Source organism: Bradyrhizobium sp. WCU1 (genome assembly GCF_053474805.1).
Genome location: NZ_CM130280.1, coordinates 6,136,878 through 6,149,504 on the forward strand (window position 1 = coordinate 6,136,878; position 12,627 = coordinate 6,149,504).

Consider the following 12,627-nt stretch of genomic DNA (forward strand, 5'->3'; position numbering starts at 1 on the left):
TCCATCCTTCCGCGTGTATGCGGTACGAGGGATTGCTTCGCGTGGCCTGTCATCGGGCGCGCGTTCGCGCGATCCGTTGGCTTGCAATGATGGAACGCGCTCAGCTCGTCTTGCGCTTGGCAGCCTTCTTGACGGTCTTCTTCGCAGCCTTCTTTTTCTTCGCGGCTTTCTTCTTCGTCGCGAAGTAGGCCTCGACCTTCTTCGAGGAATGTCCGACCTCGGCCACGGCGGCCTTGAGCCGGGCAGGGGTCACCTTGAACTTCTTCGACCAGTAGCGGACCTCGTAGGGCTCGTGGATCGCGATCCGCGCGCGGTCAGCGGCCCTGTGGCGCTGCTCCTTGAAATGGGCTTCCACCTTCCTGGCGGAATGTCCGACCTTCTTGACGGCAGCCCTGAGCTTCGCCGGCGTGACCTTGAACTTCTTGGACCAGTACGCAACTTCGTAGGACTCGCTCAACGCGATCAGGGCACGGTCTTGCGTGCCCCGCTTCTTCTTATCGTCGGCCATAAGATGATCCTTCATCGAAGATTCGACGTCGGAACCTTAGCAGTACCGGCGCAGTTCGGACAGCCGGCCCGTGCACGATGGACGATCCCATCGCGGCCCGGCTACGATTGCGGTGAGGGGCCGCGATGCAGTGAAGTTTGTGGAGGTAACTGCATGTCTCATCTCGCGTTCGCGGAATGCCCTATCCGGCCAGCGCCCGGCGCGGTGCAGCGACTGGCGTTGGAGCGTCGTGGCGCAACAGCTCATTGGCCTTTGCGATCGCGGTCGACATCTGTTCGAGCGGCACCGGCTTTGCGAATAAATAGCCTTGCCCCTTTGAGCAGCCGGCGTTTGCGAGGAATTGCCATTGCGTATGTGTCTCGATGCCTTCGGCGAGCACCGGAATGCCGAGGCTGACGCCGAGCGCGAGCACGGTGCGCACAATCGCGGCTGCAGCGGCATCCTCGGGCACACGCCGCACGAACGACTGGTCGAGCTTAATCTTGTCGAATGGAAACGAATGCAGCGTTGCCAGCGATGAATGGCCGGTACCGAAATCGTCCATCGCAACCGAAATGCCCATCGCCTTCAGCTTGCGCAGGACGTGCAGGCCGCGCGTCTGGTCCGACATGATCGTAGACTCGGTAACCTCGACCTCAAGCCGATTCGGCGACAGCCCGGTCTCGATCAGGATAGCGTGGATGGTCTCGGCAAGATTATCGCGGCTGAACTGCACCGGTGAGAGGTTGACCGCGATCGTACCGGGAATTCTGCCTTTGGCCGCGTCCAGGCACGCGCGGCGTAGAGCCCATTCTCCCATGCCGATGATGGCCTCGGTCTCTTCTGCCAGCGGGATGAATTCCACTGGCGAGACCATGCCGCGGTTCGGATGCTTCCAGCGCATTAGCGCCTCAGCGCCGCAGATCGCGCCATCCGCGAGCGATGTCTGGAGCTGATAGAACAGCACAAGTTCTTCGTTTTGCGCTGCGGTCTGCAGATCACGGGCCAGCGCGCGCCTGGCGCGGGCCTGGTCATCCATCTCGCGCTGATAGCGGCAGATCAGGCCACGCTGCTTGCTCTTGCCGCGATGCATCGCAAGCTTGGCGTTTGACAGCACCTGCTCACGCTCCGGCGAGTCGATCGGGAAGATCGAGTAGCCGATCGAGGCGGTGAGTGTGATGATATGGTCGTGCACACGGAACGGCGTGGCGAGCACCGCGGCGATGCGTTCCGCAAACGCCTGCGCATCGGACGGGTGGTTGCCGGACATCTGCAGGCCGAGAAACTCGTCGCCGCTCTGTCGCGCAAGGAATTCTCCGGGACGAAGTATCTCGCGCATGCGGCCTGCGACCTCGATCAGCAAGAGGTCGCCGACGGCGTGGCCGAATACATCGTTGATATCCTTGAAACTGTCGAGATCGATCGAGAACGCGGCGAGCTTGTGTGCCTTCTCGTGCGCTTCGGCCGCATCGAAGCTAAGCCGCTCGTTGAAGGCGATACGGTTCGGCAAACCGGTCATGGTGTCGTTGAAGGAGAGCTGATGGATGCGATCTGCCGATTCAGTGCGCACGCGTAGGTCGATGAGATAGGTCGAAAATCCGCTGCCCATCACCAGCAGAACTGTGCCGACGACGGCAAGTCCGAGGATATGCGCCGGGATCACGTAACCGGGCAAGTCGATCGCGGGATCGAGCACTACGGATGCGGATGCCGTCAACACCCAGTGCATTGTGCAGACCATGAAGGCGAGTACGATGGCAGCGCCATGGCGGCACCAGCGCGTCACCGGCCGATTGGCGCGGTTTACAGCGAGTGCGGACAGGCCGAGCCCCAGCACGAAGGTCACCGCAACGCCATACAGATTCCATTCGACGATTCCCACGACGTACCAGCCTTCGAACGCCACCACATGCATCGCGAGGATGCCGACGCCCATTACGAGGCCACCGGCTTCGGGCGCCAGCGTGAAATGGCGGCTGCCGATTTCGAAGCCGATCAGGCAGGACGTGATGGCGATCAGCAGTACTATGCCGGTCGAGAGCGGAGCAAAACCGCTGTTGAGAGATGGATCGAGCGCAAGGATTGAGATGAAGGTGGATGCCCAAAGCGCCGCGCCAGTGCCCACGGATGCCATGAACAGCCAGCCGATGCGTGTCGCGCCCGAAGTGGCTCGGGCACGGGCGAAATGGCGCATGCCGACCCAAGTCCCCAGCAGACAGACGGAACCGGCGAACATAACCAGCATCTGGTGATAGGCAAAACTATTGCTCGTGACGTCAGGCATGCTGCGATTTTCCTACGGTGAGGCATTCTAGGTTGGAGCGGTTAACCGGACCGTCGCGTCTCGTGAGAATCTGCCAAGGCCGGCGGAACGCTGACCAACAGCGTTGAGAATTCGTAAGTGCTATCACCAGCATGAACGATCCCGGCAATGATTCGTTAAGCTTGTCATGACGAAATCGAGGAGAACCGGTGATGCACTATCAGCTTTACTACTGGCCGATGATCCAGGGCCGCGGCGAATATGTCCGTCTTGCGCTCGAAGATGCCGGCGCCGGCTACACCGACGTTGCCCGCGGCAAGGGCGGCACCGGCGCCATGATGAAGATGATGGACGCGGACAACGGCACGCCGCCGTTCGCGCCACCGTTCCTCAAAACCGGCAGCCTCGTGATCGGGCAGACCGCCAACATCCTGCTCTATCTCGGCGCGCGCCATGGCCTGGCGCCGAAGGCGGAGGCGGGCAAGCTCTGGGTGCACCAGCTGCAGCTGACGATCGCGGACTTCGTGCTGGAGATCCACGACACCCATCATCCGCTCGGCCCGTCGCTGTATTACGAGGACCAGAGGGCGCCGGCCAGGAAGCGCACGGAAGAATTCTGGAAATCGCGGGTGCCGAAATATCTCGGCTATTTCGAGGACCTGGTCGCGGCGAACGGCGGTGCCTTCGTCACCGGACGCCGGCTCACTTACGTCGACCTGTCGCTGTTCCAGATCGTGGAAGGCCTGCGCTACGCCTTTCCGAAGCGGATGGCCGCGTTCGAGAAGAAGGTCCCGCGCCTGATCGCGCTGCGCGACCGCGTCGCCGGGCGGCCCAACATCAAGGCGTATCTGGCGAGCGAGCGGCGGATACCGTTCAACGAGGAGGGGATTTTCCGGCGCTACAAGGCGCTGGATTTGTGACCGCAGTCACCTGTTCCGTCCATCCACCGGCGTCATCCTGATCTTCGACAGGTCGATGCCGTCGATGCAGCTGACGTTCAGTGCCACGATGTCCGAACCATCGGGCTTGTTGCCGCGCGCGAACACGTCGACGCCGCAATCGACGCAGAGCTGGTGGCGGATCGCATGACGGTTGAAGAGATACTCCTTCAGGTTCTCGGCGCCGGCACGGAGCTGGAAGCTCGACGGCGGCATGAACACGAAGTGCAGGCCCTTCTTGGTGCAGATCGAGCAGTTGCAGGCGGTGACCATCGCCATGTCGGTGGTGCATTCGAAGCGCACCTGGCCGCAATGGCAGCCGCCGGTGTAGATCTTGCTCTCTGCCATGACGGTCGGTCCCTCACCACAGTCCGGGCACGAGACGATAGCGCACCCGCGCCGCATAGTCAGCATAGCCTGATAATCCCGCCCTCAGCGTGCGCTCCTCGATCCCGGTGCGGAACGCGAACATCGCGAAGAACACCGGAACGAAGGCAAGGCCCCACCAGGAGCCGAGCGTCAATGGCGCGCCGATGAAGAACAGCATCACGCTGGCATACATCGGATGGCGGACCAGCGCGTAGGGGCCGGTCGAGATCACGTGATGGTGGCGCTCGGTCTGCACCTTGACGACCGGTGCTGCGAACGAATTGGTGCGGAACACCCACAGGATCAGCACGGTCGAGAGCAGATACAGTGCGAGGCCGAGCACGATCAGCGGCACGCCGGCATCGGCGCCGCCGAAGCGGCGATCGAGCCCCATCGCGACGAACCACAGCACGGCAATGACCAGGAACACCAGCATGAAGCGCTTGTCCTCGGCGGGCTGGCCCTCGCGTGCGGTGAGCCGCATGCGCTCGGCCAAGAGGCCGGGATCGACCTTGGCAAGCCACAGCCCGCAGGCCGGGCCGATCAGCGCCGAGGCGATCAGGTAGGCCCACGCGCCGGGCCAGTGCAGCGTGCCTGCGAAGGCAAACAGCAGCGCGGCCATGGCGAGGACGAAGAACGTATTCTGCAGGAGGAGTTTTGCGATCATGGGCGACTCCGTGATTCCGGAGGCGATTATCGTACGGTTTTTCCGGCAAACATCCGGTAGCAGCCATCAACTTTACGAGCGGGGGAGGCGTTCCTGCGTCGGCCGCAACGATATTAAATAAGTAGTTGCTTATGCCGCGAGACGCCGGATGTCGATCCGACGGGGCCGCGCGTCACCCGGGAAGCTTGACGGATCACTCGTTGTTGCCGCGCCGCACCGTGATCGAGGCGTCGGTCTTGTTACGCGTGCATTCGAGGTTGAGGCGGCGATAGCGCATCGTGATGGTGTTGCCGCGCAGGATGCCCATGCGCTTCAGGCAGCGTGAGGTGCCCGTGGTGGCATCGTCCTTCGGCACGGTGAAGATCAGCGCCGTGGCGGAGCCGACCAGGTTGAAAAACTCCGGCTTCATCTTGCGGTCTGTCTTGGCATAGAGCTCGATCGCATAATCCTTGCCGCGGCAGCCGAGCGACAATTCCTTGGCGGCCGGGTGTGTGAGGTATGTGATGTTGGCGGCGCTGAAATTGACCTTCAGCCCGTCGATCTGGCCGGCGAGTTGCTTTGCGATGTCGACGCAGGGATCGGCATGCGCGGGTGTTGCCGCGAAGGCCGGCGCCAGCGCGATCAGCGCGGCGTGCAGGGTGGAGCGGATGCCCAAAGGCAAGCGTCGGCGCAACGGTGCTGTCACGAAATACCCCCGCGGTACGAAAATACGCGAAGCTACATGCAGGCTCCCGCGCAGCGCGTCAATATGGCCCGCCCGTCAGGACGTGCACTTGCCGTCCTGTGCCTTGGAGGCGCCGGCGGCGCGGCGCTCGCAGTCATTGCCGTAGGTCTTGCCGTCGCAGCCGCACACGGGCTTGTAGATCTTGTTGCAGATCGTCGGGCGGAACGCGCAGGTGCCGGACTGGTCGGCACGTCCGCAGCTGCCGGGTTTGAACTGGCAGAATTGGCCGCGACTGCTGCATTGCACGCCGGCAAGGCCGCCGCAGGCCCTGCCGAGCCGTGCTGCATCGGCGCCGCTCGGGAGCGCGACCAGCAAGGCGAGCGCCGCAAACCCAAAGAAAAGCGCTGTCTTCATGAAGGCCTCCTGGTGGCGTCCCGGTGGTTTCCGTGTCCGGTGTCCGCCGAATGCACAGCGTTGTGGCAAGCCGAGATTACCGAGGGATGAAACCTAGCACGTGGATTGCCGCTCCGGCGCATGGCTGGAAGACGGCCGGCTTCCCTTTCCTTTGTCCGAAAAAGGCTTAGAACGGCTCTACATTGCCGGCGGCCCCGCGGCCGGACCGGGCCTTTCGAAACCGACGAGCAGCTCATGAACGCCCCCTCAGCCTTTCCCGACCAGCAGAAGCCCGTTCCGCCCTACAAGCACACCCCGCTGTTCCCGCTCGGTGCCGACACCACGCCCTACAAGAAGGTGACGAGCGAGGGCGTCCGGGTCGAGAAGGTCCTGGGCAAGGACATGCTGGTGGTGTCGCGCGAGGCGCTGCGGGCGCTCTCCGAGGCCGCCTTCGGTGACATCAATCACTATCTGCGGCCGGGCCATCTGAAGCAGCTGCGCTCGATCCTCGAGGACAAGGAAGCCAGCGACAACGACAAGTTCGTCGCCTTCGACTTCCTCAAGAACGCCAACATCGCCGCCGGCGGCGTGCTGCCGATGTGCCAGGACACCGGCACCGCGATCATCATGGGCAAGAAGGGCTGCAACGTCATCACCGACGGCGACGACGAGGCCGCGCTCTCCGAAGGCGCGCGCGATGCCTATCTGCGCCGCAACCTGCGTTACTCGCAGGTAGCTCCCTTGTCGATGTATGAGGAGAAGAACACCGCCAACAACATGCCGGCGCAGTGCGAGATCTACGCCGAGGGCGATGACGCCTACAAGTTCATGTTCATGGCCAAGGGCGGCGGCAGCGCCAACAAGAGCTTCCTGTTCCAGGCGACGCCCTCGGTGCTGACGAAAGATCGTCTGCTGGCGTTCCTGAAGGAGAAGGTGCTGACGCTCGGCACCGCGGCGTGCCCGCCGTACCACCTTGCGATCGTGATCGGCGGCACCTCGGCCGAGCTCTGCATGAAGACGGTGAAGCTCGCATCGGCGCGCTATCTCGATGCGCTGCCGACCCACGGCTCGGCCGACGGCAATGCGTTCCGCGATCTCGAGATGGAGCAGGAAATCCTCAAGATGACGCAGTCGCTCGGTGTCGGCGCGCAGTTCGGCGGCAAGTATTTCTGCCACGACGTGCGCGTGATCCGGATGCCGCGCCACGGCGCCTCGCTGCCGATCGGGCTCGGCGTCTCCTGCTCGGCGGACCGCCAGGTGCTCGGCAAGATCACCAGGGACGGCGTCTATCTCGAGGAGCTCGAGCACAACCCGGCGCAGTATCTGCCGGCAGTCGAGCAATCGCTCGGCGGCGATGTGGTCAAGATCGACCTCAACAAGCCGATGAAGGAGATTCTCGCTACGCTGTCGCAATATCCGATCAAGACCCGGGTCTCGATGACCGGCACCATGATCGTCGCGCGCGACTCCGCCCACGCCAAGCTGCGCGAGCGGCTGGAGAAGGGCGAGCCGCTGCCGGATTATTTCAAGAATCATCCGGTCTATTACGCGGGTCCGGCCAAGACGCCGGACGGCTACGCCTCCGGAGCGTTCGGCCCGACCACGGCGGGCCGCATGGACTCCTTCGTCGACCAGTTCCAGGCCGCAGGCGGCTCGATGGTGATGGTCGCCAAGGGCAACCGCGCCGTCGCGGTGCGCGAGGCCTGCAAGAAGCACGGCGGCTTCTATCTCGGCTCGATCGGCGGCGCGGCGGCGAACCTCGCCGAGCACTGCATCAAGAAGGTCGAAGTGGTCGAGTATCCCGAGCTCGGCATGGAGGCGATCTGGCGCATCGAAGTGGTCGACTTCCCGGCCTTCATCATCATCGATGACAAGGGCAACGATTTCTTCAAGGAATTGAACCTGGGTTGATTGCGGTCGGCCTCGACGGCTTTTCGAAGGGCTGGGTCGCCGTCAGCATCGACGGCGACCGCCGCACACTTTCCTTTCACGGCGATGTCGCGGACGCGCTGTCGCGTCCGTTCGATCGTGCCGGGATCGATATCCCGATCGGCATGACCGATGACGGCGAGCGCGCCTGCGATCGTCTCGCACGCGCGCGCCTGCGCCCGCATACCTCGCGCGTCTTCACCGGTGCGCGGCGCTGGCTGTGGCTGGAATTTCAAGACCCCGACAAGGCGAACAAGGAAGCGCGGCGGCGCGGCCAGACCGCCGTCTCGCGCCAGCTCTGGCACCTCGGGCCGAAGATCATGGAGGTCGATGCGTTCGTGCGTGCGAATGCCGCGCGCGAGATCCGCGAGGTGCATCCTGAGCTGGTGTTTCTGCGGCTGAACGGCGGCACGCCGCTGCCGCGCAAGAAATCGGAGGAGGGCGATGCACTCCGTCGCAAGCTGCTCAAGCGAGCAGGTTTCCGCGAGATCGATCGCTGGCTCACCGTCACGCGGATCGGCAGCGGCGCGAAGCGCGACGATGTGCTGGATGCCTGCGCGGTGGCGTTGGCTGCCCATGAACCAAGCGGCTGCGTTCCGGAGGGACCGCAGCCGCTGGATGGACATGATCTGCCGATGCAGATCTGGTTCTAGAAGATCGCGCTTATGCCCGCGTGCCGGTGAAGGGGAAACTGCCCATCGGGCCGATGCCCATCTCGCCGGAGATGCCGTCGCCAGCGACCTTGCCGGTGAATTCGAGCGTCAGCGGCATCGGATTGGTGATGGAAACCTTCCAGGCGACGTCGTCGCCGTTCACGGTGCCGTCGAAGATCTCGGTGGAATTGCCCTCGGCGCCCTGCGTGCCGGTGAGCGTGCCGCCTGAGCTTGCCAGCGACAGTGTCGCCTTGCGCTCGCCCATCGGCGTCGTCATCGTGAGATTCCAGTTTCCGTCCACCGCCATTGATGTATCCCCTCGGTTATTTGTAGCGTCGCGGGTATAACCCATCTTGCTGCTTGCGCCTAGTTCGCCGCTAGCGGCGATCAGGCGCGGGCCGTGGCGCGCAGCCGGCTGCCGGTCAGGAAGCGGAAGGCGACATACTGGATCGCGAAGGCGGCGATCTTGGCACCGACCAGCACCACCGACACGTAGAACGCCCACAGCTTGATGTCACCGGTCGCTGCGATCGCGATGGTGCCGGCGGCGAGGATAAACATCAGCCCGGCCCAGGCATAGCCGGCGAGGGTGGCGTATTCCGGAATGGTCTCGGTCACGATCGGCGGCAGATAACGCAGCATCCAGCCGCGCTTCAACATGATCGTGCCGATCGCGATATGGCCGATCGCGGGCTTGGCCAGCACGAAGCGCGGATCGTTGGTGAGTAGCGTCGCGCCGCCCAGCACGATCACCAGCCCAAGGCTCGCCCAGGTCATGGTGCCGAGCGCCTGTCCCTTGACGCGCGCATAGACCACTTGCGCGACCGCGCCGGCGATCGCAACGCCGGTGGCGACCAGGACGTTGTCGGTGGCGAGATAGACCACCAGGAACACGATGGTGGAGAGGAAGTCGCTCGCGAGCCTGGCAAATACGCGCTTCATCGTCGTGGTTTCCGTTTCCTCGGGCGAGTGAATGTTCTGGTATCGTTATGGCAGCGTTCAGTGCGACGGCAGCGCGTTGGCCGGCGGCGTGCCGTACTTGGCCGCGCGATACTGCGGATACCAGCGGGTGAAGCCGACTGCGGCGTTGCGCGCGGCGAAGGCAACCAGCAGGCCCGTCCACAGCGGCAGCGCCGGCACATAGAGCACTGCGATGTTGCTGATCAACATCAGCAGCGTCGCGGCGGTCCAGGCGCCGGTGATCAAATAGTTGGCGTAGAGGAAGCCAGGCTGCTTCGCGGTTTTGGCATCGACTTGCTCGAGCGCGTATTGCCGCGTGAAGGGATGGCCGATCAGGATCGAGCCGAGCGACACCAGGAGGATGCCGGCATCGACCGCGATCTTCACCGCGATCATGCTCGGCGTCGCATCGACGAAGGTGAGGTAGCTGCCGACCGCGGTGAACACGACCACCGAACCGATGCCGAGGATCTTGATGCTGCGGCGGCGCGCGATGTCGAACGCGATGACGGCAAGGCAGATCAGTGCGGCACAGAGCAGGCTCACCGTCGCCGAGGTCACCAGCATCAGCGTAGCGAAAGCGCCGTAGGGGGCGAGGATCAGAAAGATCGTCATTGGAAGCCTCGAAGGCCAATCTTTACAATGTAAAGATAACCTAGCGGCGGGAGAGAAAAGCGTCAAGCGAAATCTTTACAGTGTCAAAATCATGAGGCGGCATGGAAAACGTGAATTATTCCAATCGAATAGGGCGTGATGGTTCGCCGGCGTGCTCTTCGCCGTCGTCATGGCCGGGCTTGTCCCGGCCATCCGTGTCACTCGTTCAACAGCTGAAGAACGTTGCTGTCCGGGCTGGGCTCCGTGTTTGGCCGAGAGCGATAAATGGTCGAGCTTGGGCTTGTTGCAGCAAGCTGGCCCCGACCGTGAGTTGCTAGCGCTTTGGAAGGCGTGATTAGCTGCAAGCGAGGAAGGAAGCGACGTCGCTCCAAAACTCGTCCTGCATAGGCAAGAATATTGATGAGTGGTTCGAACATGGCAGCGGCGAATTGCAAGACAAGGCTGACAAGGGCGTGCTGTGCGGCAATATTGATAGCCCTCCTGACGGATCTATGTCCAAAGGTCGCGGCGCAAGAGGGGATCTTCCGCTGGCGAGTCAATCGAACGGAGAAACAGTCCGTCCTCGTTCAAGCTGCGTCTGATGCAACCGATGATTTCGGTCGTGTCGCCCTTTCGTGTGAACCTGGGTCTGGGAACATCGAAGTCTCGGTGATGATGGAGGACGATCAGCGTGCCAAATTCGCGGAACTTCTGAAGAGCGAGCGCTATCCAACCGTTACGCTGTCGAACGGCGGTGAGGACAGCAAGTCGGTGATCGATAAGCTTGTCTTCAGTGACGTGGGCGGCTGGTCATACGCCTTTCAAGTGCAAGATGATGACAAGTGGCTGGTCGATTTCGAAAAGACCGGAACGCTGCGCTTTAGGGTAGGAGACACCATAGACGACAGCGATAGTTTGAACGTCGGTCTCGACGCCATCTCGACCTTTCGAGATCAGTGCAGAAAACGGCCGCAGGCACCACCCCCATCGACTCACTCCGGCGGATCGTTGCCGTGGACCCAGCCGAATCCAAACGCATTCCCGCCGCCTCCATCGATCTCCGGTCGACGCGAGCAGTAATTCTTGATCGGCGGTCTTGAACCGCGCCGCGCCGGGCGCAACGCGCATTCACCTCGGGACTGAGCCGGACGTTGGAGCGGCCGGCTTGTACCGGAGTCGCGCGCCCGGTCTCGGCCAAAACCTGCCCCGGGCGCGACAGTGGAGGACTTAGCTTGTGTTGGAGAGGGAGCGCCGCTACTCCGCCCCGACCCAATTGCCGTGGAATCCATCCGGCACGCGGTGGCCGAGATGGACCAGCGCGGTCGGGCCCGCTTCGACATCCTGTGCGTTGAACACGGCGAGGTCGCTGCGGTTTTCGCGGGCGCGCCAGACCACGGCGAGCAGCCAGCCGTCGCCTTCCGCGGCATCGGCGCTGCGCTCGACGAACACGGGCTCGGAGATCGTATCACCGGCGGGCAGCAAATAATGGCCAAGCCGCTTGCCGCGGCCGTCGACATGCACGATGCCCGACAGCGCGCCGAACATCGGCAGGTCGGGGTTGGCGCAGGCGTACCAGCCGTGATTGCTGGCAAGTCCGGCGCGACGATCGTCGACGCGGGGGAATTCGCCGGTGAGGTCGTCGAGATAGGTTTGCGTGAAGCGGTCGGTATTGCCCGAGAGATCGAAGGTCCAGCGGCAATAGCGCGCGCGGTTCTTCTTCGGGTCGGTCGGCGAGCCGTCCGGATGGTTGAACAGCGGCGCTTCCTCGAACTGCATCACGTCGGCGATGATGCGGTTGCCTTCCTCCCACGCGTTCATGACATGGAAGACGTAGCAGGTCTCGGCACGGAACCAGACGATGTCCTTGGACGAACCGCTACGCTTCATCACGCCGACATAGGCGCCTTTCTCCGGCTCCCAAGCGTAGGGCGCCTGTCCGCGCATCGCGCGCTGCACGCTGCCGGTGATCGGCAAGATCGGAAACAGCACGTGGTTCTCGGTGACGATGAAGTCGTGCACCATGCTGGCATAGGGCGCCTCGAAGCGTTCGAAACGCTTGACCACGCCGGACGCATCGATCGCGCCGTATGACAGCACCGGCGTCAGCGGACCGGCGGCGTTGTAGCCGAAGAACACCAGCTCGCCGGTGACCGGATCGATCTTCGGATGTGCACTGAAGGGGCCGGAAATAGCGCCCTTGTAGTCGCAATAGCCGAGGCGATTCAGCGTGCCGGGTTCGATCTCGGTCGGCAAATGGCTCTCGACGAGCGCGAGCAGCTTGCCGCCATGGAAGATGATGTTGGTGTTCGCGACGCAGCCATCGGTCGTGATGTCGGCAGGAGCGTCCGGCAGCTTGCGGCCGAAGCCGCCGAACAGTGCGCGTCCGGCGTCGTGCTCGGCTTGCCATTTCGTGGTGCGGACCCAGCGGTTGCGATAGCTGGCGCGGCCGTTCTCGAGATGGAAGGCGTGCAGCATGCCGTCGCCGACGAACCAGTGTGCGCCCGGCACATCGAATTGCGGGTTGGGGCCGTTGCGGTACAGCGTGCCGTTCAATTCGCGCGGCAGTTCGCCGGTGATCTTCAGGAATGGCGCATCGGCTTCAAACGGGATCGGCGCCAGATTGGACCGCGCCGCGTTCGAGGTGACCTGATCGAGCATTCGCATCTCCCTGCATTATGATCTTTACATCGTAAAGATATCAGTAGGGAGG

Annotated in this window: 14 protein-coding genes; 4 read left to right on the forward strand and 10 right to left on the reverse strand. The window is 63.1% G+C overall.

Going from position 1 to position 12,627, the window contains the following annotated elements; translation table 11 throughout:
- Positions 1–100: 100 nt before the first annotated feature.
- On the reverse strand, positions 101–508 hold the full coding sequence (locus ACTUWL_RS28625) for a DUF3606 domain-containing protein (protein ID WP_021077931.1): 408 nt from the start codon (positions 506–508) through the stop codon (positions 101–103).
- A 181-nt stretch (positions 509–689) separates the two neighbouring features.
- Positions 690–2,771, reverse strand: a complete 2,082-nt coding sequence (locus ACTUWL_RS28630; RefSeq protein ID WP_021077930.1) for a putative bifunctional diguanylate cyclase/phosphodiesterase — start codon at positions 2,769–2,771, stop codon at positions 690–692.
- Between the two features lie 191 nt (positions 2,772–2,962).
- Here ACTUWL_RS28630 and ACTUWL_RS28635 point away from each other — a divergent pair, with 191 nt between their 5' ends.
- Complete coding sequence (locus ACTUWL_RS28635; protein WP_021077929.1) at positions 2,963–3,670, forward strand: glutathione S-transferase; 708 nt, start codon at positions 2,963–2,965, stop codon at positions 3,668–3,670.
- 6 nt (positions 3,671–3,676) lie between these two features.
- On the opposite strand, the gene ACTUWL_RS28640 is transcribed toward ACTUWL_RS28635, so the two are convergent.
- The 4 genes from ACTUWL_RS28640 to ACTUWL_RS28655 form a co-directional block, all read right to left on the reverse strand.
- Positions 3,677–4,036: a GFA family protein gene (locus ACTUWL_RS28640; RefSeq protein WP_021077928.1), complete on the reverse strand. Its 360-nt coding sequence runs from the start codon at positions 4,034–4,036 to the stop codon at positions 3,677–3,679.
- 13 nt (positions 4,037–4,049) lie between these two features.
- Positions 4,050–4,724 carry a methyltransferase family protein gene (locus ACTUWL_RS28645; RefSeq protein ID WP_021077927.1) on the reverse strand — a complete coding sequence of 225 codons (675 nt, stop codon included), beginning with the start codon at positions 4,722–4,724 and terminating at the stop codon, positions 4,050–4,052.
- A gap of 193 nt (positions 4,725–4,917) precedes the next feature.
- The gene (locus ACTUWL_RS28650) at positions 4,918–5,379 is read right to left on the reverse strand and encodes a hypothetical protein (RefSeq protein ID WP_035650632.1); all 462 of its coding nucleotides are present in this window, start codon (positions 5,377–5,379) and stop codon (positions 4,918–4,920) included.
- Positions 5,380–5,484: 105 nt separating this feature from the next.
- Positions 5,485–5,802, reverse strand: coding sequence for a Kazal-type serine protease inhibitor family protein (locus ACTUWL_RS28655; protein ID WP_021077925.1), 318 nt, complete (start codon positions 5,800–5,802; stop codon positions 5,485–5,487).
- Positions 5,803–6,036: 234 nt separating this feature from the next.
- Here ACTUWL_RS28655 and ACTUWL_RS28660 point away from each other — a divergent pair, with 234 nt between their 5' ends.
- Positions 6,037–7,692 (forward strand): fumarate hydratase, encoded by a 1,656-nt coding sequence (locus tag ACTUWL_RS28660; RefSeq protein WP_021077924.1) that lies wholly within the window; start codon positions 6,037–6,039, stop codon positions 7,690–7,692.
- On the forward strand, positions 7,689–8,363 hold the full coding sequence (locus ACTUWL_RS28665) for a DUF429 domain-containing protein (RefSeq protein WP_021077923.1): 675 nt from the start codon (positions 7,689–7,691) through the stop codon (positions 8,361–8,363). Before ACTUWL_RS28660 ends, ACTUWL_RS28665 begins: the two co-directional genes overlap by 4 nt.
- A 10-nt stretch (positions 8,364–8,373) precedes the next feature.
- On the opposite strand, the gene ACTUWL_RS28670 is transcribed toward ACTUWL_RS28665, so the two are convergent.
- The 3 genes from ACTUWL_RS28670 to ACTUWL_RS28680 all read right to left on the reverse strand — a co-directional run bounded on the left by ACTUWL_RS28670 (position 8,374) and on the right by ACTUWL_RS28680 (position 9,938).
- On the reverse strand, positions 8,374–8,670 hold the full coding sequence (locus ACTUWL_RS28670) for a hypothetical protein (protein WP_021077922.1): 297 nt from the start codon (positions 8,668–8,670) through the stop codon (positions 8,374–8,376).
- An 80-nt stretch (positions 8,671–8,750) separates the two neighbouring features.
- Positions 8,751–9,305, reverse strand: a complete 555-nt coding sequence (locus ACTUWL_RS28675; RefSeq protein WP_021077921.1) for an inner membrane-spanning protein YciB — start codon at positions 9,303–9,305, stop codon at positions 8,751–8,753.
- Between the two features lie 57 nt (positions 9,306–9,362).
- Positions 9,363–9,938, reverse strand: coding sequence for a hypothetical protein (locus ACTUWL_RS28680; protein WP_021077920.1), 576 nt, complete (start codon positions 9,936–9,938; stop codon positions 9,363–9,365).
- 651 nt (positions 9,939–10,589) lie between these two features.
- Between ACTUWL_RS28680 and ACTUWL_RS28685 the strand changes: the two genes are divergently transcribed.
- Positions 10,590–10,997, forward strand: a complete 408-nt coding sequence (locus ACTUWL_RS28685; protein ID WP_106940365.1) for a hypothetical protein — start codon at positions 10,590–10,592, stop codon at positions 10,995–10,997.
- 174 nt (positions 10,998–11,171) lie between these two features.
- Here the strand turns inward: ACTUWL_RS28685 and ACTUWL_RS28690 are convergent, their stop codons facing one another.
- On the reverse strand, positions 11,172–12,575 hold the full coding sequence (locus tag ACTUWL_RS28690) for a carotenoid oxygenase family protein (RefSeq protein ID WP_021077918.1): 1,404 nt from the start codon (positions 12,573–12,575) through the stop codon (positions 11,172–11,174).
- Positions 12,576–12,627: the final 52 nt, after the last annotated feature.